The organism is Pseudomonas gorinensis, assembly GCF_042015035.1.
Lineage (GTDB): Bacteria > Pseudomonadota > Gammaproteobacteria > Pseudomonadales > Pseudomonadaceae > Aquipseudomonas > Aquipseudomonas gorinensis.
Genome location: NZ_CP167125.1, coordinates 4,504,702 through 4,525,352, shown reverse-complemented (window position 1 = coordinate 4,525,352; position 20,651 = coordinate 4,504,702). Strand labels below are relative to the sequence as shown.

At 62.8% G+C, this 20,651-nt stretch carries 15 protein-coding genes; 6 read left to right on the top strand and 9 right to left on the bottom strand.

The window, feature by feature from the left end; genetic code table 11:
- Positions 1-118 precede the first annotated feature (118 nt).
- Together AB7933_RS20495 and AB7933_RS20490 are read right to left on the bottom strand one after the other, a co-directional pair.
- Entirely contained in the window at positions 119-2,491 is a 2,373-nt protein-coding gene (locus tag AB7933_RS20495; RefSeq protein WP_081730345.1) for a TonB-dependent siderophore receptor, read from the bottom strand.
- 154 nt (positions 2,492-2,645) lie between these two features.
- Entirely contained in the window at positions 2,646-4,298 is a 1,653-nt protein-coding gene (locus AB7933_RS20490; RefSeq protein ID WP_024076051.1) for a cyclic peptide export ABC transporter, read from the bottom strand.
- A gap of 201 nt (positions 4,299-4,499) precedes the next feature.
- On the opposite strand from AB7933_RS20490, the gene AB7933_RS20485 reads away from it, so the two are divergent.
- Entirely contained in the window at positions 4,500-5,327 is an 828-nt protein-coding gene (locus tag AB7933_RS20485) for a N(5)-hydroxyornithine transformylase PvdF (RefSeq protein ID WP_024076050.1), read from the top strand.
- Between the two features lie 130 nt (positions 5,328-5,457).
- Here the strand turns inward: AB7933_RS20485 and AB7933_RS20480 are convergent, their stop codons facing one another.
- Genes AB7933_RS20480 through pvdM form a run of 3 tightly spaced genes read right to left on the bottom strand, consistent with a single transcriptional unit; the run spans position 5,458 to position 9,003 of the window.
- The gene (locus tag AB7933_RS20480) at positions 5,458-6,330 is read right to left on the bottom strand and encodes a formylglycine-generating enzyme family protein (protein WP_024076049.1); all 873 of its coding nucleotides are present in this window, start codon (positions 6,328-6,330) and stop codon (positions 5,458-5,460) included.
- Between the two features lie 32 nt (positions 6,331-6,362).
- Positions 6,363-7,634, bottom strand: a complete 1,272-nt coding sequence (locus AB7933_RS20475; RefSeq protein ID WP_024076048.1) for an aminotransferase class V-fold PLP-dependent enzyme — start codon at positions 7,632-7,634, stop codon at positions 6,363-6,365.
- Between the two features lie 19 nt (positions 7,635-7,653).
- A complete protein-coding gene (pvdM, locus tag AB7933_RS20470; protein ID WP_024076047.1) occupies positions 7,654-9,003 on the bottom strand; it encodes a pyoverdine-tailoring dipeptidase-like protein PvdM in 1,350 nt (449 codons plus the stop codon).
- A 142-nt stretch (positions 9,004-9,145) separates the two neighbouring features.
- On the opposite strand from pvdM, the gene AB7933_RS20465 reads away from it, so the two are divergent.
- Positions 9,146-10,765, top strand: coding sequence for a hypothetical protein (locus AB7933_RS20465; RefSeq protein WP_024076046.1), 1,620 nt, complete (start codon positions 9,146-9,148; stop codon positions 10,763-10,765).
- A 12-nt stretch (positions 10,766-10,777) separates the two neighbouring features.
- Here AB7933_RS20465 and AB7933_RS20460 read toward each other — a convergent pair whose 3' ends face one another.
- Both AB7933_RS20460 and AB7933_RS20455 read right to left on the bottom strand, forming a co-directional pair.
- The gene (locus AB7933_RS20460) at positions 10,778-11,452 is read right to left on the bottom strand and encodes a helix-turn-helix transcriptional regulator (RefSeq protein ID WP_024076045.1); all 675 of its coding nucleotides are present in this window, start codon (positions 11,450-11,452) and stop codon (positions 10,778-10,780) included.
- 229 nt (positions 11,453-11,681) lie between these two features.
- Positions 11,682-12,926, bottom strand: a complete 1,245-nt coding sequence (locus AB7933_RS20455; protein ID WP_024076044.1) for a methionine gamma-lyase — start codon at positions 12,924-12,926, stop codon at positions 11,682-11,684.
- 123 nt (positions 12,927-13,049) lie between these two features.
- On the opposite strand from AB7933_RS20455, the gene AB7933_RS20450 reads away from it, so the two are divergent.
- Together AB7933_RS20450 and AB7933_RS20445 are read left to right on the top strand one after the other, a co-directional pair.
- Complete coding sequence (locus tag AB7933_RS20450; RefSeq protein WP_024076043.1) at positions 13,050-13,520, top strand: Lrp/AsnC family transcriptional regulator; 471 nt, start codon at positions 13,050-13,052, stop codon at positions 13,518-13,520.
- A 343-nt stretch (positions 13,521-13,863) separates the two neighbouring features.
- A complete protein-coding gene (locus tag AB7933_RS20445) occupies positions 13,864-14,301 on the top strand; it encodes a carboxymuconolactone decarboxylase family protein (protein WP_024076042.1) in 438 nt (145 codons plus the stop codon).
- A 4-nt stretch (positions 14,302-14,305) separates the two neighbouring features.
- Here the strand turns inward: AB7933_RS20445 and AB7933_RS20440 are convergent, their stop codons facing one another.
- Positions 14,306-16,450 (bottom strand): TonB-dependent siderophore receptor, encoded by a 2,145-nt coding sequence (locus tag AB7933_RS20440; RefSeq protein WP_024076041.1) that lies wholly within the window; start codon positions 16,448-16,450, stop codon positions 14,306-14,308.
- Positions 16,451-16,641: 191 nt separating this feature from the next.
- Between AB7933_RS20440 and AB7933_RS20435 the strand changes: the two genes are divergently transcribed.
- Positions 16,642-17,436, top strand: a complete 795-nt coding sequence (locus tag AB7933_RS20435; RefSeq protein WP_305452099.1) for an acetoin reductase — start codon at positions 16,642-16,644, stop codon at positions 17,434-17,436.
- Positions 17,437-17,492: 56 nt separating this feature from the next.
- Here the strand turns inward: AB7933_RS20435 and AB7933_RS20430 are convergent, their stop codons facing one another.
- Positions 17,493-19,352, bottom strand: coding sequence for a sigma-54-dependent Fis family transcriptional regulator (locus AB7933_RS20430; protein WP_024076039.1), 1,860 nt, complete (start codon positions 19,350-19,352; stop codon positions 17,493-17,495).
- A gap of 309 nt (positions 19,353-19,661) precedes the next feature.
- Here AB7933_RS20430 and AB7933_RS20425 point away from each other — a divergent pair, with 309 nt between their 5' ends.
- The gene (locus AB7933_RS20425; protein WP_024076038.1) at positions 19,662-20,639 is read left to right on the top strand and encodes a thiamine pyrophosphate-dependent dehydrogenase E1 component subunit alpha; all 978 of its coding nucleotides are present in this window, start codon (positions 19,662-19,664) and stop codon (positions 20,637-20,639) included.
- The last annotated feature ends 12 nt before the right edge of the window (positions 20,640-20,651 follow it).

Sequence of the window (20,651 nt, the reverse complement as noted above, 5' to 3'; positions counted from 1 at the left end):
GGCCAGCGATGGCCAGGGGCGTTTTGCTGTCTGATACCGCGTGTTCATCCAGGCTTGCGCAGCGGGCACAAAAAAGCCCCTGGCCACGGAGTGACCAGGGGCTTTGCGGGTTGCGGGGTTAGAAGTCCCAGCGCGTGGTGAGCATCACGTTGCGTGGGTCGCCAGGGTAAGCCGAGTCATAGAAACCGATGTTGGTGTAGTAGTGCTTGTCGAACAGGTTGTTGACGTTGAGGGTGGCCGAAAGGTTATCGGTCACTTGGTAACGGGTCATCAAATCAACCAGCCAGTACGGGTCTTGGGTGAATTTCTCGGAGCGGCCACCACCGGGGTAGCCCCAGTTGTTGACGGTCTGCCAGCCAGCGCTCTGCCAGCGCGCGCCGCCACCGACGGTGAGCCTGTCCAGGTTGCCCTGGAGTTTATAGGTGGTATAGAAACTGACTTGGTCTTCCGGCTCCCAGGTCGCGACCTTCTTGCCATCGTCATCGCGGGCGATCTTGTGGGTGTAGCCCGCTTGCAGTTGCCAGCCCTGGGCCAATTCGCCGGAGATTTCCGCTTCGTAGCCCTTGGTCTTGGTCTTGGTGCCGATGTACGAATAGTCGACGCCCGGCTGGGAGTTCCACGCCGTGTCGGCCAGCGGGCGGTTTTCTTCGTGCACTTCGAAGTAGGCGAGGCTGGAATTCAAACGGCCGCCAAAGAATTCACCCTTGACGCCAAGCTCATAGTTCTTGCCCTCGTTGGGGGCAAGCATGGCGCGTGTGCGGGTGCGGTACTGGGTTTGGGGCTGGAAGATTTCGGTGTAGCTGGCATACGCGGTGAAATTGTCGTTCAGGTCATACGTCAGGCCCGCATACGGCACCACCTTGCCGCTTTCCTGGGTGTCGCTGGTACCGGTGACCTGGTAGTTGGCGATACGCGAGCCGAGCAACAGGTGCAGCTCGTCCGTCAGGCTGAAGCGGCCCGTGACGTAGGTACCGGTCTGGCGGGTGGTTTCGTCATTGATCTTGGTGGCGGTCCACAGCGGCTCGATGGCTTGGCCATTCCAATTGTAGAAGTCATAGGAGTTGTTGAAGTAAGTGGTCGCGGTGTAGTCCTTGGCTTTCCATTTGGAAATGGACAGGGACTGGCCGATCACCAGTTCGTGTTCGCGGCCGAACAGCTCGAATGGCCCCGAGGCGTACACATCGAGGCTGTCACTGGTGGTGTCGCCCACGTATTTGCGTGCGTAGATGGAGCTGGCGGTGGCGGAGTCCTGGGAGATGTAGCCCAGAGGCGCGTTATAGCCGTTGATCTGGTGGTTGTATTGGCCTTTGGTGACCCAGCCATTGTCAAAGGTGTGTTCCAGGGTCGCGAAAGCGGTACGACTGTATTGCTCCCATGAACCCCATTTCGGGCCGTTGTTGAACGAACGCGGCAGGTTCAGCTTGTTTCCCGTTGCATCAAAGATGGTCCGTGTGCCGGTCCAGCTGGAGCCTTTCGGATCGCTGTCCTGGTAGTCGGCGCCGAGGGTCAACAGGGTGTTTTCGTCCAGGTCGAATTCGAGGATGCCGTAGAGCACACCGGTCTTGCGCGAGTAGTGGTCAAGGAACGATTGTTTGTCCTGATACGCCGCGACGGCACGGCCACGCACATTGCCGGTTTCGGTCAGGGGACCGCTGACGTCGACCTGGGAGCGGTAGTTGTCCCAGGATCCGGCGCCCAGTTCGATGCTGCTCTTGAACTCGGAAGTCGGTTTTTTGCGGATCAGGTTGATGGTGCCCCCTGGGCCGCCAGCGCCGGTGAGCAGGCCGGTGGCGCCCTTGAGGACCTCGACACGGTCGTAGATCGCCATGTCGGTCAGGGTCTGGCCCGCTGAGTATTGGGCGTCACGCAGGGTCGGGATGCCGTCGTACTGGAAGTTGACGATAGAGAAGCCACGGGAATAGTAGTTGGTGCGCTCGGTGTCGTAGGTCGACACGGTGATGCCCGGGGTATGGCGCATGACGTCATCGATGGCGTTAAGCCCGAAATCATCCATCACCTGGCGCGTCACCACCGAGATCGACTGCGGCGTTTCGCGAGGCGTCAGCACCATGCGTGTCGCCGTGGCAATAGTGCCAGGGGTATACGAGCCGGTGCCTTCCGTCACGGTGCCCAACTGGTTAGCGGTGACTTGCGTAGCCCCCAGTTCCAGCCCCGAAGTCGCGGCTGCACTGATGGTCACGGCGTTGCCTTGCAGGCTGTAGTGGACACCCGTGCCGTTGAGCAGCGAGGCGATCGCCTTGTCGGGTGCTTGCTTGCCCTTGACCGCAGTGCTGTTCTTGCCTTGCACATCGGTCGGGCTGTACAGCACTTGCAGATTGGTCTGGCGGCCAAATTCCTGCAACGCCGTCCCCAACGGCTGTGCAGGAATATCGATCTCGAGCTCCTGGGCCTGTACATACCCGGCGATGGGCAGCGATACCGCAATCGCGAGCGCGCAGGGCGTAAGGTTGAAGTTCAGGGCCCGTCGCATGGATAGCGCTTTGCTCAGGGGGCTCAGACCGAGTCGTACTGACATGAATGCTTTCTCTTCTGTGTGTGAAGTGGGCAGTTTATAAGTATTTATTGAGTCTGGTTCTCATTACCACTAGTGAGACGTTCCTAACTGGAGAAACCGGAAAAAAATTTCACGCCGGTGCCATTTCATGCACCACCTGGCCCGCGCGCAGGCGCACCAACTGGTCGGCGATATCGAAGTAACGGTCGTCGTGGCTGATCACAATGATGGTTTTGCCCAGGCGTTTGAGGTCCGGCAGCAGCTCGGTGTAGAAGATGCGTCGGAAGGCCGGGTCCTGGTCGGCGGCCCATTCGTCGAACACCAGCACGGGGCGTTCTTCGAGCCAGGCGTTGACCAGCGCCAGGCGCTTGCGCTGGCCGGTGGACAGGTCGGTGGTGCTGAATACGCCGTCCTTGACGCTGACCTTGTGCGCGATTTCCAGGCGCTCCAGGTACCGGGTGGCGCTGTCCAGCGACTGGGTGGCGCTGCCCTGGACGAGGTCATCGAACAGGTAATAGTCGGCGAACACCGTCGTGAACAATTGGCGATAGTCATCGCGCAGCGGGTCGGTGACGGTCTCGCCATTGAGGCGGATTTCCCCGGCGTGGGGCTGATACAGGCCCAGCAACAGCTTGATCAACGTGGTCTTGCCGCAACCGTTTTCACCGACGATAAACACGATATCGCCCTGCTTGATGCTCAGGTTGATCGGCCCCAGGTGAAATGGCTGGCTGCCTTCCACCGCCGGCGGGCTGTAGCTGACGCCGCGCAACTCCAGGCTGTGCACCACCGGTGTCGGCGCCTCGCTGCCATCCATCAGCAGGTGCGGTTCCGGCGACGAGAAGCGTTCGGACAGTTCGGTGATACGCGCAAAGGCAATCCGCGCCTTGCCGATAATCGGCAGGTAACCCACTACGTGCTCCAGCGGGCCTTTCATGTAGAGCAGCACCAGCACGAAACCGGTGATCACCGCGGGGTCGGGGTTGGGGTTGTAGGCCTGCATCGCCAGGGCCAGGCCGATCACCACGAAGAACAGCATCGAGCCAAAGGTCTTGGCCACGATGTAGATATTCACCGAGCGCACCTGGATATCGCTGATGCGGTCGGCGGTTTCCTGGATGCGATGGGTGTTCATGCGAAAGCGTCGGGGGCGGTGGATACGCAGCTCCTTGGCGCCTGACGCGATCGCCGAGTAGTAGCGCTGCAACTCGTCTTCCAGGTCGCGGGCTTCGTCAAAGCCACGAATGCCCTTGTGGCCGGCAATGAACTGCACGCTGCTGCCGATGACGATGGCCACGATCATCATCAGGAACATCGGCACCGACAGGTACGCCAGGTAGCCCAGGCAACCGAGGGTGACGGTGGTGGCGATCGCCAGGGGTGTAAAGGCGAAGGAAAAGTCGCTGATGGTGTCGACGTCGTGGGTCAGCACCGGGATCAGGCGGTGGGAGCGATACTGTTCAATCTGCTCGATAGGCGCCGACAGGACTTTTTCGCCAAGGTCCTTGCGCAGCGCGGCAATGATGCGTTGACCGACATAGTTGGTGCCGATGTCCGACACGATCGAACTGGTCAGGGCCAGCAGGCACAGCGCGGCAAAGGCCAGGATCACGCCCTGGGTCATGCCGGTGGAGGCGTGCAGGGCATTATTGATAGTCGCCAGCAGCAAGGTGATGGCCAGGCCACCCGCCATGCCCAGGGCAACGGAGACCGTCACGAGGGTGCGAAAGGGCCTGAGCAATGCGAGCAAACCGCTGAAGGCGCCGCGCTTGGGGTCGGTCATAAGTACATCCCGGAGAGTGAAAAAGAGGGGGCTGGGCACACAGACCCTTACCCATGACAAACGAAGCGTCGGCGCGAGTATTTAGCTCGGTATGCCCGGCGGCGGCAGTGACGGATAAATTGCCGGGCGGCTGGCTCGTTCTTGTTCTGTAGGCGCACGCGTAACGACGCGGGGCGTGGTCCCTTCAGCGAGAGCGAAACAATGACGAAGAAGAACCTGGTGTATGTCTGGTCCCTGAGAAATGCTGCCGCCGACAAGGCCGGGCAGCCGGTGGCCTACAAGGACCATGAGCGCTACATGAAGTCGGTACTGGAGTTTCTGGTGGGGTCGCTGAACGACACGCCGCTGGGCGAGGCCTACCACCTGGTGGGCGTGGTGTATGACGATGACGAGCAGAACCCACGGGACCAGCAACTGGTCGCCGACTATGGCTTTTCCTGCACGCCTGGGCGCCCATGGCTGTACCCCGCGGACTTGCGGGTGCAGGGGCGCCTGGTCAACGACCTGCTGCTGAGCGTGCCGTCCACCTATCGCCGTCTGCCACGGGGCAGTGCGGAGCATATCGCCGGCAAGCAGGATTTCGAACGTCGCCTGTATGACACGCTGGTCGAATTGAAGGCCGACATCGTGGTGCTGGATGGTTTGCTGGTGATTCTCGATGAACTGGTGCGCCCAGGTGCGCCGTTCGCGCGTCGGATCATGAATATCCACCCGGGCATTACCCGTATCGAGTCGCCGTACGAGCGCCGTGGTGCCTATGCCACCTGGAATGCGCTGTACGGCGCGCGGGGGCAAGCGGTGGTGGATTGGGCGACCAAGGCGACCACACCGTGCGAGCCGCTGTACCTGACCGGCGCCTCGTTCCACTACGTGGACAATGGCATCGATTCCGGCGAAGTGTTCCACGACGTACTCAAGACCGAGATCTCGCCGGACGACACCATCCTTGAACTGCGTTGGAACAACTTCAACAACAGCCTGTTCCCGGCGTTGCATGAAGGTTTGGAGTTGCTGGCGCTCAAAGGCTGAAGCGCCGCGATCCCCTGTAGGAGCGAGCTTGCTCGCGAAAGACGTCAACGATAACGCGTGTATTCAGGATCAGCGCGGTGCCAATGAGTTCTTCGCGAGCACGCTCGCTCCTACAGGGTAGGGGCTGGGCTTAGAGATCGCGCACGACGCGGAAGCCGATCCAATCCCCGCGGGTCTGCGGGTAGATGTTGTTGCGATTGCCCGAGCGCGAGAACACCGGCGCCTCACCCCAGTCATTGCCACGAATCTGGTACAGCTCGCACGTGGGCTCGACCCAGGCACTGCCATCGGTGGGCGCGCCGATGTAATCCGCGTGGTAACAGTCGGCCACCCGCTCATAGACGTTCCCGTGCATGTCATACATGCCAAACGCATTCGGCGGGTAGCTGCCCACCGGCGACGAATAGCTGTACCCATCCGCCGGGCCGTAGGTGTTGGCGTGCTGGGCGATGCTGTAGCCCTTGCCCTCGTCGAACGGGAAGGGGAATGGCCCGGTCGAGCCTGCGCGCGCGGCATATTCACGTTGGGACTCGCTGACCATGTGGTACTGCTGCCCGGTCTTTTTCGACAGCCAGGCCACGTAGCGTTTGATGTCGTCCATGTCCATGCACACTGCCGGTTGGCGCGGGCCCTGAGGATAGCGTGGCTTGCTGGCGATGCATTCGCGGCCGGGGCGGGTGTCGCCGTCGGCGATCTTCACCCCGGTCTGGCGCACGTAGCTGTCCCACTCGCCGGCGGTGATCTGGAAGCGGCTCATGGCGAAGGGCTTGGCGAAGGTCACGTCATGCAGTGGGCCTTCGTCCGGCTCGCGGCCGACTTCATCTGCCGGGGTGCCCATGGTGAAGGTGCCGGCCGGCAATACCACCATTTCCGGGCAGTCCTTGCAGTCCTTGAACACTTTTCCGGGTTGCGGCGTGGCTGCCTGGGCCAGGTTGGGCAGCCATGCCGTGCACAGGGCCGTCAGCGTCAAGGCGGTCAAAGGGGTGAGTCGCAATGGAGTCATGGGAGCCTCTCGTTCAAAGGGAAAAATCACCGTCACACTTGCTGGCTCAGCAGGCTTATGAAGCGTTGGATCTCATCGAGGTTATTGAGCAAGCCGGGGGCGGTGCGGATCACCGGTCCAACATCGCGGTCCACCGCATCGATCACCACGCGGTTGTTCATCATGTAATCCGCTACGGCGTCGCTGTCCTGGCCCTTGACCCGAAAAAAGGTGAAACCGGCCGACAAGCCGGGGCTGCGAGGCGTGACCAGTTCGACCTGAGGGAGGGCCAGCAGCTGGGTTTTCAGTTCGGTGTTGAGGGCATGGATGTGCGTCTGTACCTGCGCCTTGCCCAGTTGCAAATGCAGCTTGAAGGCCTCGTCCGCCGCCCAGCGATGCTCGAAGGCGTGATAGCCGCCGGGCGTCATGATCGTGGCGAAGTCCTTGTCTTCGGAGAACGTGGGCACCATCGGCGTGACGTATTTATTCACCGGGTCGCGGGCGCAGACCAGCCCGGTGCCACGGGGGCCGAACATCCATTTGTGGGTGCCGGCGATAAAGAAGTCGCAGTGCATATCCGGGAAGTCGAGGTTTTCCACGCCGAAACCGTGCACGCCGTCGACCACATACAGGATGCGGTCCTGATCGTCACGGTTGCGATTATGTTCTGCGACCAGTTGGCCGATTTCGCCGATGGGCAGCTTCACGCCGCTGCCGGACTGCACCCAGGTCATGCCGAGTACGCGGGTGTTGGGGCGGATCGAGTGCTGGATATTGCCCAGCACCTCGTCGATGGAGACCTGGCTGGCCTGTTCAAACAGGCGGATGCGGCGCACCTGGGTGCCTTGCTTGGCGACACGAAAATCCAGGCAGTTCTGCGTGGCGTAATGCTCGTGAACCGTGGTGAGGATCTCCTGGTCGGGCCGCACCTTGATCCCGCCATAGATCATCGCCAGCCCTTCGGACGTACTGCCGGTGAGGGCGATCTGGGGCGGGCTGGCCTTCAAGTAACGGCCGGCCCACTCGCGCACCTGGCCTTCGCGTTTCCAGGCTTCTTCACGTCCCCAGTCCATCGCCAGGCCAGGGTTGCGGTCGATCTGTCGGCGGTAGCGTTCGATGGCCTCACGCACCGGCCTGGGGTGTGACGCCACCAGGAAGTTGGAGAAGTGCAGGTAGCTCGGATCCTGGTCGAACAGTTGCTTGAGGTCCGCCCATGGGCTGTCCGGCGCGCTGGCGGCCGATGCCTGGGGCAGGAGGGCAGCGCCCAGCGGCAGGCTGGCGGCGATTACCCCGGCCTGTTTGAGAAACGTACGGCGGTCGGTCATGGACTTACTTCACCGGTGGTTAGCGGTTGGCCAAAGGTTTGGCGGCTTTTTGGACCTGGTCCCACACCCGCAGGAAGTTGCCTCCCCACAGCTTGGCGATATCGGCTTCGGAGTAGCCGCGCTGGATCAGTTCGGCGGTGACGTTGCGCACATCGCCGACGTTCTCCCAGCCCTGCAGGCCGCCGCCGTCGTTGAAGTCCGAGGCGATGCCGACGTGATCGATACCGATCTTGCGCACGGTGTAGTCAATGGCGTCGCCCCAATCCTTGAGCGTGGCCTTGGGTTCTTCCTCCAGGATGCCGTACAGGCCCTGGGCGTACTGGCCGAACTTCTGCTCGGGCCATGCCGCAATGATCGCGTCACCTGGCATCAGGGCCATGGCGAGGTTGGGCAATGGTGGCAGGTCGAAACGAGCGCGCAGGGCGTTGAGCTTGTCCTGGGTTGGCTGGCTCAGCGGGCGCAAATAGGCGGGGAAGCCCACCACCTGCACCACGCCGCCGCTGTTCTTGATCAGTTGCAGTTCCTTGTCGCTGAGGTTGCGCGGGATGTCCACTGACGCCCGTGGCGCCGAGTGCGAGGCGACCATTGGCGTGCGGCTCAGTTGTGCCACTTGCTCCAGGGCCAGGGTCGACATCTGCGACACATCGATGATCACCCCCAAATCGTTGAGGCGCTGTACCGCTTGCTTGCCGATGTCCGACAGGCCTTCGAGGGCATCGGTGGAGTCATTGAAAAACGGCAGCGGCCGCGACGAATCGGACCAGGCGTTATTGCCGATATAGCTGAAGCCAAACATGCGCATGCCGCGCGCAGCCCATAAGTCCAGCTGGTTCAGGTCATTACCCAGCGGGTAGGCATTGAGCATGCTGATAAAGATCGCGAACTTGCCCTCGCCATGCAGGCGCCGGAAGTCGTCCGGGGTGTAGGCGATGCCGACCTGATTGGGGAAGTCGCGCACCATGCCGGAGATGATCTTGTAGCGCACTTCCTGCTCGTGGCGGGCCTCTTCGACAAACCCTTCGGTGGGTTTGTGCGGTGCATTGGCGCCGTTCCAGATTTCCGGCCAGCCGAAAATCGTCAGCGCCGCGCCGGACAACCGACCCCGCGCCGCCTTGGCCAGGTCGAACTGGCCGCCGCCATCTTTGTCGGCTTCGTTGCCGGCCGTGCCGAAATCCAGCGGCACGGTGATATGGCTGTCGAACGACAGCAAGCGATCCTGCAGGTCGTTGGCCTGCTTGATCACCGCCAACGGGTAACCGGCATTGCCCCTGAACCAGTGATCCCAGGCCAGGAAGCCGGCGCCGGCACCGATGGCCAATGCCAGCGGCAAGCCGATATACAGCGCCTTTTTCGAACGTGGTTTTGTCATTGCCGTCTCAGTCAGTTGAGGCCTTTGCTATCTGGGAAGAACGAGCCATGAGCGCGCAAATTTAGGCGTCGCGGGCGGCAAGCTAAATTTCCCCCATGAGCAAACGTTCTAGCTCTGATAAAGGCGTTTCCTAAGGTAGACAATGACCATCTCTCGACGTGGGTTCATCGCAGGCCTGGCGCTGACCGGCGCAGCCGTGCCGGCGGCCTTTTATGCCCATCGCGAGTTGACGCGCGAAGAATTTCCCATCACGCCCGGCGAAGCCACCGTAGACCTGGCCGACACTGCCGGCCAACATCTGGCGAACACGCTGCGCGGCGTGTGGAGCCTGCGCCTGGAAGGCCGCGATGCTGGCCTCAAGGGCCTGCCGTTGCAGGGGCTGGAATTGCTGCTGGATATCGCCCCACGCGGCCGTGGCCTGCGCGGCTATCTCGACACGGCTGCAAACCTGCGTGCCGACGCTGAACCGCGCTATCGCGTCCTCGGTGATTTGCTCACGGGCGAGGGCGCCGTGCTCTATTGGCGCCTGATCGACCGCGACACCGCCGACGGCACACCGGCCTATGAATTCAAGATGACCCTGGACGAAGTCTGGGCCAACTTCGCCAATGCCGGCAGCAGCACCCTCAGCGGGCACATCCTCGACCTGGACCGGCCCCTCGCGCTGGTTGAACGCGACAACCGCTTCGTCGCGCACAAACAGGTGTTTCCCGAAGCCCGCGAACGCATCGGCCTCAACCCGGCCCTGCTGGCCTGGCTGGTTTCACCGGAGCACCGGCTGTTCCACCAGCTGTGGCACGCCACCCGTGACCAATGGCACAAACTCTCCGAAGAAAAACGCGACGCGCTGCGCGGCATCGGCTGGCAACCCGGCCCGCGCGGCAAGGAACGCGACGCCCGCGGCACACTCAAGGACCGCAACGGCTCGGGCATCGACTTCTTCTTCATGCACCGCCACATGCTCGGTACCGCGCGCTCGATGCAACACCTGCCCTCATGGGCGCAATTCCCCGAACCGCAACCGCCCCTGGAGCGCGATCGCCTGGGCTTCGTGCGTTACTTCGACAACCACGACGGCTTTGCCTTGCCCCCCACCTGGCTGGCACCGGACGACGGCGACTACACCCAATGGGTCAGCGATATCAAGGCCGCCGAGACCTACCACAGCAACTTCCAGGTGTGGGAATCCCAGTACCGCGACCCACGCTACCTGGCCAAACTGACCCTGGGCCAACTCGGCTCCGAGATGGAACTGGGGCTGCACGACTGGCTGCACATGCGCTGGGCCTCCGTGCCTCGCGACCCCTCCAACGGCGCCCCGGTACCGTTCGCCCGTGACCCCGCGGACTTTGCTGCACGCTGGTATGCGGCGGAAAACGACTTCCTTGGCGATCCGTTTTCCTCCCATGTGAACCCGGTGTTCTGGCACTTCCATGGCTGGATCGACGACCGCGTCGAAGACTGGTTTCGCGCCCATGAACGCTTCCATCCCGGTGAGGTCAGCCGGCTTGAAGTCAACGGCGTGGCATGGTTCGCAGCGGGGCGTTGGGTCGAGGTCGGCGACCCCTGGCTGGGGCCGGACACCCATGGCTGCAGCACCACGCCGGGGCTGCAGATGGGGCGGTCGATGGAGATGGACCCGGAGACCATGAAGCTGGCGTTGCGCATTACCTTCGGTGCCGAGGACGAGATGTTGAAGGGGTTGTTCAAGCGCGTGCCGAAGCGGCCCTGGTATGCGCGGCATTTGAAGGTGAAGGCTTGAGAGGCGGCCCCCTCAACTCACGGCCGCCCCTTCCTGCGTCGCATACATCCACCGCAACAACGAATGCCGCCCGCTGATACCCAGCTTGACCGACGCGCGCTTGAGGTAGCTCTCGATGGTGTTGACCTTCAACGCCAGTTGTTCCGCCAGCTCCGGCGCGGTGCGCCCGGCCAGCAGGCCGACGCACACTTCCAGCTCGCGCTTGGACAGGTTCAGCCCCGATTGCACCAGGCGTTCTTCGATGCGTCGGCGCAGGGTGTCGAGGCCGTGGTTTTGCGCTACGACCGGGTCGCTGACAGTGCGGCAAGGCTGGATGGCGTTGATGTGTTTTTCCACCATGGGCAGCAGCAAGGTGGAGAAGTCTTGCAGCAGGCTGCGTTCCTGAGCGGAAAAACACGCTGACGGGGGCGAGCGGTACACCGACAGTACGTAGCGCATATCGTCCTTGCGCCGCGTGAGGTGCAGTTGGGCGGCGGGTGGTTCGGCGCTGCCGGCGGTCACCGAGTCGGTGTACACCGGGCTGATCTTGCGCCGGGTATGGCCTTCGGGGCTGACCTGCAGTTGCGTGATATGGGTGGCGTCCACGGCCAGTTGGGTGAGGATCAGGTCATGCAGCATGCGCGGGAAATGGCGGCTGCCGGTGCTGGCGATGACCTTGCCGATATGGGGGAACAGGTGTGCGTTCATCAACTCATCCATGAAAAGTGCGGGTATTCGGCCTTATCGCGACGGGGGGGCAAGGTGCTGGCCAATGCGAATAACCCACAGTGAAAATCCCGCCCGCCGGAAAACCTATGCTAGTACAGGCCCGGCTCGGCATGGGGATCCAATCCGCGAAAACGCGATGCAATTGCCTCAACGGCGGTCGGACTGGGCCGGCCACCGTTGTGGGAACGCTTAACCCCAGGCGTTGGCGTTATTTCAGCGCCGGTTCAGCTGTCCGGGTGTGACGGGGCGCGATACGCATGCACTGGGCCAGGGCCTGCCGAACGTCCGCCAGCAGGTCGGCGACGTCCTCCAGGCCTACCGATAAACGCACCAGGCCCTCACTGATGCCGTGCTGTGCGCGTTCTTCCGGGGTGTAGGTGGAGTGGGTCATGCTCGCCGGGTGCTGGGCCAGGGATTCGGCGTCACCCAGGCTGACGGCGCGGGTGAACAACTGAAGCGCGTTCATGAAGCGCCGGCCGGTGTCGATACCGCCCTTGAGTTCGAAGGCAATCATCCCGCCGGACTGGCGCATTTGCCGGGCCGCCAATTCGTACTGCGGGAAAGAGCGCAACCCAGGGTAAGTCACCCATGCCACGGCCGGGTGCGCCTGCAAGGCCTCGGCCACGGCCTGGGCGTTGCTGCAATGGCGATCCATGCGCAGCGCCAGGGTCTTGAGGCCGCGCATCAGCAGCGCTGCATCCTGGGGTGACATGACCGCGCCGGTCAGGTCCTTGAGCCCTTGCAGGCGAATACGATGCGCCAGGGCCTGGTTGCTCACCGCAATGCCAGCAGTGATATCGCCATGCCCGCTGAGGTACTTGGTGGCCGAATGCACCACCACGTCGGCACCGAGGTCCAGGGGGCGTTGCAGGTAAGGCGTGCAGTAGGTGTTGTCGACCACCACGGTGATGTTGGGCTGCTGATGGGCCAGCGCGGCGATGGCGGCGATGTCCACCAGTTGCAAGGTGGGGTTGGCGGGGGTTTCGCAGTAGATCATGCGGGTGGCGGGGGACAGTGCGGCTTGCAGCGCGGCCAGGTCGGTGAGGTCGACATGGCGCACCTTGATACCGAACTCGCTGATGCCATGGTGCAGCAGGGCGTAGGTGCAACCGTACACGGTCTGGCTGACGATCACCTCGTCGCCGGGGCGCAGCAGGGTCCAGAAGGTCGCGGCAATCGCGCCCATGCCAGAGCTGAACGCTATCGCGGCTTCGCCGTTTTCCAGGGTGGCCATGCGCGACTCCAGCAAGGCCAGGGTCGGGTTGGAAATGCGGGTGTAGAAGTGGCCGCTTTCTTCCCCGGCAAAACAGGCCGCGCCGTATTCCGCGGTGGGAAAGGCAAAGGTTGCAGACAGGTAGATCGGCGGCACCAGCGCGCCATGGTGGTCCTGGGGGTCGTAACCGTGGTGGATGGCACGGGTGGAAAAGCCGAAGGCAGGATGTTTATTGTTCATGTCTGGCGCTCCTTATTTCCTACAATGCTATGCTCATAACCACAGCCGAACTTTGCAAAGTTTGCTGATAAATCCCGGGTTATGGGATGAAACATCCATAAAAATAATGATCAGAGGCACGTTATGCCCGTCAGTCTGGACCGCACCGACAAAGCCCTTTTAAACGCGTTGCAAGGCAATGCCCGCCTGACCGTGGCCGAACTGGCCGACCGCGTCGCGCTCACCACTTCGCCGTGCTGGCGCCGGGTCCGACACCTGGAAGAGAGCGGGGTGATCAGCGGCTACCAGGCGATCCTGTCGCCCAAGGCCCTGGGCTATGGCGTAACGGCGTTTGTCAGCATCATGATGGAGAGCCACACCCAGGAAATCGCCCGCGCCTTCGAGCAGCGGCTGTTGGCGATACCGGAAATCGTGGCGTGTCATAACGTGTCGGGGCGTTATGACTTCCTGTTGGAGGTGGTGGCCAAAGACCTGGAGTCATTCGGCGAGTTCGCGCGGGAAGTGTTACAGACGCTGCCCTGCGTGAAGGAGATTTACTCGAGCTTTTCCTACAAATCGGTGCGGCCGCTGCGCGTGATGTCGTTGCCGGGGTAGTGCTTTTTGGGGGCGTGTGTGGGAGGGCTGTTGTGGCGAGCGGGCTTGCCCCGCGTTGGGCCGCGAAGCGGCCCCCCAACCAGCCACTGAGGCGTACCTGACACCGCGCAGGTGTCTTTGTCAGGGGCCGCTTCGCGGCCCAACGCGGGGCAAGCCCGCTGCCACAAAAATGTGGTCACTCAGGAAGAAATCTTAATCCTTGATATTCAATAACTTGTTTATGTTTGATAAGGGCGGCCTGCTCCCACAATTGGTCACCTGATCTTCTGCGCAATTGGATATTTTTCCCGACCACGGCGGTGACTAACCTAGCCACCAATCCTCACCGCCCTGGAGTTCCATCATGCAAACCCGTACCGATTTCTACACCGCCTCCCCGGACGCCATGAAAGCCATGCGCGCCCTGGAAGCTGCCGTCGGCAAACTGTCCATCGAGCTGCCGCTGCTGGAGCTGGTGCGCCTGCGTGTTTCCCAGATCAACGGCTGCGCATTCTGCCTGGACATGCACACCGCCGATGCGCGCAAGGGCGGTGAAACCGAACGGCGCTTGTACACCTTGTCGGCCTGGCGTGAAACGCCGTTCTTCACCCCGCGTGAACGCGCCGCCCTGGCCTGGGCCGAAAGCCTGACCCTGCTCAGCCAGACCCATGCCCCTGACGAAGACTACAACGCGCTGGCCGCCGAGTTCAGCGCTCAGGAACAGGTCGACCTGAGCGTGGCGATCTCCACGATCAATAGCTGGAACCGCCTGGCCGTCGGCTTTCGCAAGATGCCCAAATAAGCGATCAGAAGTTCACCGTAGCACTCAGGCGCGCCGTCAGCGGCGCGCCCTGGAACAGGTAGTCATCGCCCATGTACTCGCCTGCGTCGCGCCAGTAGCGCTTGTCGAACAGGTTGTCGACGCTCAGGCGAAACACGGTTTCATACCCGTCGACGCGGGTGCTGTAGCGGCTGCCGACGTTGACCACCGCGTAATCCCCGACTTCGACATTGCCGGTGCGATTGGCGTACTTCTTGGCGCTGTATTGCACGCCGCCGAGCAGCGCCAGGCCATTGACCCATGGCAACGCATAATCGGCGTACACACTGGCGCGCAGCTTGGGCACGTTGATCGCCTGGTGGTCTTCGTAGGCCGCTGTGCCGCTGCCGCTGACCCGTGCACGAATCGCCGCCACGCTGGTTGCGATCTGCAAGCGCTCGGTCGCCCAGCCGTTGGCCGACAATTCCACGCCAGTGTTCTTCTGCTCGCCCTGTTGCACATAGGTGAAGGCCCCGGCGTCATCCGGCTTGGCGTACTGGTAGGCCTGGCGCGTCTGGAAGACGGCGGCGGCGAAGCTGATGCGGCGCCAGTCGTATTTCACCCCGGCTTCGATCTGCCGCGACACGGTCGGCGCCAGGGTTTCGCCCGGGTTGGTCGCAAACCACGGCGCCGTGCCGCCCAGGGACAAGCCCTTGCTGTAGGTGGTGTACAGCGAAATGTCTTCCACCGGTTTGTAGATCAGCGACGCTTGCGGCAGGAACACGTATTGCTGGGTATGGCGCGCCGGGTCGCCATTGTCGTCGAAGGCTTTTTCATCCAGGCGCACTTCGCGACCGCCGAGGATGGTTTGCCAGTGCTCATTGAAGCGGAGGCGGTCGGTGACGAACACGCCGTACTGGCGGCTGTCGAGGTTGCGATGGCGGGCGTTCAACGGTTTGTCGGTGGGCGTGAAGCTCGGCGCATCCTCGTCGATATTGGTCGTGCCGATGTACTCGTTGACGAACTTACGCTTGTCGATCACCCGGCGAAATGCGCTGGTGCCGAAGGTCAGTTCATGGCCGATGCCTGCGGTGTCGAACATGCCGGTCATCGCCGCCTGGACTTCATCGTCACGGCGGGTGTCGTCGGGGCTGCGGTAGTCGTAGACGTCGTAGTTGCCTTCGGGGGTGAAATAGTTACCGAGGCCGGTCGTGGCACCGCCCCACGCAAACGAACTGTAGTCATCAATCACCACTTTGCTGCGCGCCGCGCTGACACTGCCTTTCCACTGGTCGCTGAAGCGGTACTCGAACGTGCCGTTGAGGTTCAACGAATCGATGCCGACCTGCTTGGAACCGGTTTGATGGCCCAGCAGTTTTTTCGGCGAGGCGTCGTGGGGCACTTGCGTACCGCCGAGCAATTGATAGCCCGGCACCGAGCGTTGTTGCTTGTTCTGGTACTCCGCATCCAGTTGCAGCACCGCGTCGGGGCTGATGTTCCAGTCGAAGGCCAGGGACACAAAATCCCGCTGGCCGTCGGCATGCTCCACGTAGGAGTTGAGGTCTTCATGGGCGACGTTGGCGCGCAGGCCCAATTGCTGCTCGCTGCCAAACCAGCCGCCGACATCGGTGGCGAGATAGCCGCTGCCGCGATCGTCGGTGGAGACCGTCACCGAGCGTACGTCTTCCGGGCGCTTGGTCACGTAGTTGATCACGCCGCTGGGCTCGGAAATCCCGCTCTGCAAACCGGCCAGGCCCTTGAGCACTTCCACTTGCTGCTTGTTTTCCAGGGCGACGTTCTGTTCGCCGGTGATGGTGCGCCCATTGATCTTGTAGCTGCTCGCGGCATTCAGCGAGAAGCCGCGCACCACGAAGTTTTCGTAATAGCCGATCGGCGCATAGCTGTCGCCCACCGAGGCATCGTTGCGCAGCACTTCACTGAGCAGGCGGGCTTGCTGGTCCTTGATCAGCGCGGCGTTGATCACCGTGATCGAGGCGGGGGTGTCCAGCAGCGGTGCTTCACTGAAGCCGCCGACGGCGGCAGTTTCACTGCGATAACCGGACTCGTCCTGGCCCTGGACGTTCACCGCCGGCAGTTCGATCTCCGCCGCCAGGCTGTTGCCAATACCGCCGCTGAGCAGCAAGCCGAGGGCGAAGCGGGAAGTGACGACGGGGCGAAAACGCAAAACCATGGGGCAGGGCCTTAGAAGCGCGGGGCGAGGGGCGCATAAGCTAGGCATAACGGCGCGGTTTTACAAGCGTTCAGGCCAGGCGCGGGCTGAGACATCGCGTCTCAGCCCGCACGTCGATCCACTCGCGGCTCGACAGCTGCGGCGCGGACCTGCGATAGACGAGGCTTCTCTGATCATTGCAGGAGTTCGTCATGAGTACTGCTGGAAAAGTCATCGCTGGAAAAGTTGCGCTGGTGACCGGCGCCGGGCAAGGCATTGGCCGAGCCATCGCCTTGCGCCTGGCACGGGATGGTGCGGATATCGCCCTGGTCGACATCAATGGCGCCAAGCTTGAAGCGGTAGCCGCCGAAGTGGTGGCCCTGGGGCGCAAGGCTTCGGTGTTCATCGCTGATGTGTCCAAGCGCGAGCAGGTGGTGGCGGCCGTGGAGCACGCGCACCAGACCCTGGGTGGCTTCGACATCATCGTCAACAACGCCGGGGTGGCGCAGATCGATTCGCTGTTGGACGTGACCCCGGAACAGGTCGAACGCACCCTGGGCATCAACGTGCAGGGGGTGTTGTGGGGCATCCAGGCGGCCGGCAATAAATTCAAGGCGCTCAAGCAGAAGGGCAAGATCATCAACGCCTGCTCGATTGCCGGGCATGAAGGTTTCGCCCTGCTTGGTGTGTACTCGGCGACCAAGTTTGCCGTGCGCGCCTTGACCCAGGCGGCAGCCAAGGAACTGGCCAGCGTCGGGATTACGGTCAACGCATATTGCCCCGGTGTGGTGGGCACGGACATGTGGGTCGAGATCGACAAGCGCATGGCCGAGATCACTGGTGCCGAGGTGGGGGCCACCTACAAGAAGTACGTGGACGGCATCGCCCTGGGCCGTGCGGAAACCCCAGAGGATGTAGCGGGGCTGGTGGCTTACCTGGCGGGGCCGGATGTGGATTACATGACCGGGCAGTCCCCGTTGATCGATGGTGGCCTGGTCTACCGCTGATACCTCGGGGGCTGCATCGGTCCGGTGTGGGAGGGGGGCAAGCCCCTCCCACAGGTTCAGTGTTTGCCCGGCATGTCGATGCCCAACTGGTTGACGCGTCGGTAGAGTGTCGCTCTGGAAATCCCCAATGCCTGCGCCGTCGGTAATGGCTTCCAGCGATGCCGAATCAACGCATCCAGCACCACCTGGCGCTCCGGGCTGACAGGGGCTTGCACATCGGCCTCGGCCCGCTCGCCGCGCACTTCCACGGGTAAATCCGCCAGCTGGATCGTACCGCCCTCGCACACCGCACAGGCATACGCCAGTACATGGCGCAGTTGCCGCACATTGCCCGGCCAGGCATAGCCCAGCAGCAACTCCAGCGCGGCCGGGGCGATGCCCACCGAGATGCCACCGCCGCGGGCTTCCTGGGTCACCAGCCGGTTGATCAAGGCCAGCTTGTCACTGCGTTCGCGCAGGGGCGGCAGGCAGAAGCGCGCACAACCCAGGCGAAAGTACAGGTCCTCGCGAAACCGCCCCTCGCTCACCAGCGCGGCCAGGTCACGGTGGCTGGCGCAGATCACTTGGATATCCACTGCGCGGGTTTTCGCGGCGCCCAGCGGGGCCACTTCACCTTCGGCCATGACCCGCAGCAAGCGGGTCTGCAGGGCCAGCGGCATGTCGCCAATTTCATCGAGGAACAGCGTGCCGCCATCGGCCTGCACCAGTAACCCCGGCATGCCTTTGCTGGAGGCGCCGGTAAAGGCACCGGCCACGTAGCCGAACAGCTCGCTTTCGATCAGGTTTTCCGGGATCGCCGCGCAGTTCACTGCCACGAACGGTCCCTCGCGGCGCGCACTGCGCTCATGCAACTGGCGGGCGAAAACCTCCTTGCCCGCACCGGTTTCACCTTGCACCAGCACCGGCAGGTTACGGTCCTTCACGCGCACAGCCAGGCGCAGGTGTTCTTCCACGCGCGGGTCGACCTGGGTGTTTGCAACCACCCGCGCCGGTTTGCGTCGGGGTGGGTTGACCCGCACATGTAACGCGCCAGGTTCGCCGAGCCAGTTCAACTGCTGGGTCGATTGATCGGTGACGGCGTGCAAGGCGTCCAGGTCGAAAACCTCGCCGATATGCTCCGGCACTTGGCCAAAGCGCAGCCGCAGGGCCTGGCGCGCTTTGCTGTTGAGGGCATGCAGGCGGCCGTCCTGGTCCCAGGCCAGCAACAGGTCGGGCTGGCTGTCGACATACCCTGGCGTGCTGTGGGCCTGGAGCACCCAGTGCTGGCGGGCGCTGTGCATGAAGAAGGCGTTCTCGATGGCCTGGGCGCTCTGCGCCACCATCTGCCGCACCAGGTGCTGGCTGCGCCGGTCATCCGGGGACTTGAGCGCCGAGGCGTCCATCACCCCCAGCAGGTTGCCCTGGGGGTCGAAGATCGGCGCGGCGGAGCAAGTCAGGCTGATAAAGGCTGCACGGAAGTGATCGCGCTTGTGCACCGTGACCGCCGCCTTGCTGGTGAGGACGGTGGCCACGCCACACGTACCTTCCTCGGCTTCCGACCAGCAGGTGCCCAGGTACAGGCCGGCCTTGCGGCAATCGGTGCGAATGGCCGTGTCCACGCGGTGGTCGATGGTCTGGCCCTGGGCGTCGGTGAGCATCACACAGTAGTCGGCCTGGCGCACACGGTGGTGCAGCTGACCGACGGCCTCGCTGGCGATGCGCATGAACAGCTCGGCGCGCTCGCGGCATTCCTTGAGCCGTGGTTCGCTGAGGATGCGCGGGCCTTGCAGTGAGCCAGGGTCGAGGTGGTGTTGTTCCATGGAGCGCCGCCACGAATCGAAAATGAGTGACGGCACTGGCGCCTGGGGCAGGCGATCGGCATTGCGCACCACGCGACTGACGCAGTCGACATGGTCCTTGGAGTTCGCGGCGAGCATAAGGCCTCCGGTTCTCGATCTTTGTTGTTATGCCCGCCATTAAGCGCGCATGTGCGCAGAGGGACAAGGGCGGCCTGACCAACTGCCCGGCGTGAGACGCAGCGTCTCATTCGGGCTGAGACACCGCGGGCAGGTTGCAATGGCCCGTCTCATTTTGCGGCTCGGGGGTGTCGCCGCACAACCGCGGGGCACTGCTCTGGATCAAGGCTTTGCGCGGTTTTTTCGCGCCTTGGCACAGGCTGTGCTGAGCAGGTTGCAGCTGGCCGCTGCCAGCCTTTTGTGTGTCGAGACAACCTGGAGAACAACAAGATGTCCACTCACCTGTCCACCGATCAATTGCTGCATGCCTACACCGTGATGCGCACCATCCGTGATTTCGAAGAACGCCTGCATGTGGAATTCGCCACCGGCGAGATCCCCGGTTTCGTGCACCTGTATGCCGGCCAGGAAGCCAGCGCAGCGGGAGTGATGGCGCACCTCAACGATGAAGATTGCATCGCCTCCAACCACCGTGGCCACGGCCATTGCATCGCCAAGGGCGTGGATGTGTTCGGCATGATGGCCGAGATCTACGGCAAGAAAACCGGCGTGTGCGGCGGCAAGGGCGGCTCCATGCACATCGCCGACCAGGAGAAAGGCATGCTCGGCGCCAACGGCATTGTCGGTGCCGGTGCGCCGTTGGCGGCCGGTGCGGCGCTGGCCTCCAAGCTCAAGGGCAGCCAGGGTGTGGCCGTGGCGTTTTTCGGTGACGGTGGCTCCAACGAGGGGGCGGTGTTCGAAGCCATGAACCTGGCCTCGATCATGAAGCTGCCGTGCCTGTTCGTCGCGGAAAACAACGGCTATGCCGAAGCCACCGGTTCAGGCTGGTCGGTGGCATGCAAGGACATTGCCGAGCGCGCCGTGGGCTTTGGCATGCCGGGGGTGATTGTCGATGGCAATGATTTCTTCGCCGTGCACGCAGCCCTTGGCGTGGCCGTGGAGCGCGCACGCAATGGCCAGGGGCCGACCCTGGTGGAGGTCAAGCTGAGCCGTTTCTACGGCCACTTCGAAGGCGATGCGCAAACCTATCGCGGCCCGGATGAAGTCAAGAACCTGCGCGAATCCCACGATTGCCTGGCGCTGTTTCGTCAACGCTGCAACGCCGAAGGCTGGCTCGATGCGGCGCAATTCGAGCGCATCGACGCAGAGGTCGCACAACTGATCGAAGACGCCGTGCGCCTGGCCAAGTCCGATCCCAAGCCCCAGGCCGCCGACCTGCTCAGCGATGTCTACGTGGCTTACCGCTAATCGCCACCCACT

What these genes read in the sequence shown, in the direction of transcription:
- AB7933_RS20435 (WP_305452099.1), top strand. Translation starts at nt 16,642, where the DNA reads ATGAGTACTGCTGGAAAAGTCATCGCTGGAAAAGTTGCGCTGGTGACC.
- AB7933_RS20460 (WP_024076045.1), bottom strand. Translation starts at nt 11,452, where the DNA reads ATGAACGCACACCTGTTCCCCCATATCGGCAAGGTCATCGCCAGCACC.
- AB7933_RS20445 (WP_024076042.1), top strand. Translation starts at nt 13,864, where the DNA reads ATGCAAACCCGTACCGATTTCTACACCGCCTCCCCGGACGCCATGAAA.
- AB7933_RS20475 (WP_024076048.1), bottom strand. Translation starts at nt 7,634, where the DNA reads ATGACCGACCGCCGTACGTTTCTCAAACAGGCCGGGGTAATCGCCGCC.
- pvdM (WP_024076047.1), bottom strand. Translation starts at nt 9,003, where the DNA reads ATGACAAAACCACGTTCGAAAAAGGCGCTGTATATCGGCTTGCCGCTG.
- AB7933_RS20480 (WP_024076049.1), bottom strand. Translation starts at nt 6,330, where the DNA reads ATGACTCCATTGCGACTCACCCCTTTGACCGCCTTGACGCTGACGGCC.
- AB7933_RS20495 (WP_081730345.1), bottom strand. Translation starts at nt 2,491, where the DNA reads ATGCGACGGGCCCTGAACTTCAACCTTACGCCCTGCGCGCTCGCGATT.
- AB7933_RS20430 (WP_024076039.1), bottom strand. Translation starts at nt 19,352, where the DNA reads ATGCTCGCCGCGAACTCCAAGGACCATGTCGACTGCGTCAGTCGCGTG.
- AB7933_RS20465 (WP_024076046.1), top strand. Translation starts at nt 9,146, where the DNA reads ATGACCATCTCTCGACGTGGGTTCATCGCAGGCCTGGCGCTGACCGGC.
- AB7933_RS20425 (WP_024076038.1), top strand. Translation starts at nt 19,662, where the DNA reads ATGTCCACTCACCTGTCCACCGATCAATTGCTGCATGCCTACACCGTG.
- AB7933_RS20450 (WP_024076043.1), top strand. Translation starts at nt 13,050, where the DNA reads ATGCCCGTCAGTCTGGACCGCACCGACAAAGCCCTTTTAAACGCGTTG.
- AB7933_RS20440 (WP_024076041.1), bottom strand. Translation starts at nt 16,450, where the DNA reads ATGGTTTTGCGTTTTCGCCCCGTCGTCACTTCCCGCTTCGCCCTCGGC.
- AB7933_RS20455 (WP_024076044.1), bottom strand. Translation starts at nt 12,926, where the DNA reads ATGAACAATAAACATCCTGCCTTCGGCTTTTCCACCCGTGCCATCCAC.
- AB7933_RS20490 (WP_024076051.1), bottom strand. Translation starts at nt 4,298, where the DNA reads ATGACCGACCCCAAGCGCGGCGCCTTCAGCGGTTTGCTCGCATTGCTC.
- AB7933_RS20485 (WP_024076050.1), top strand. Translation starts at nt 4,500, where the DNA reads ATGACGAAGAAGAACCTGGTGTATGTCTGGTCCCTGAGAAATGCTGCC.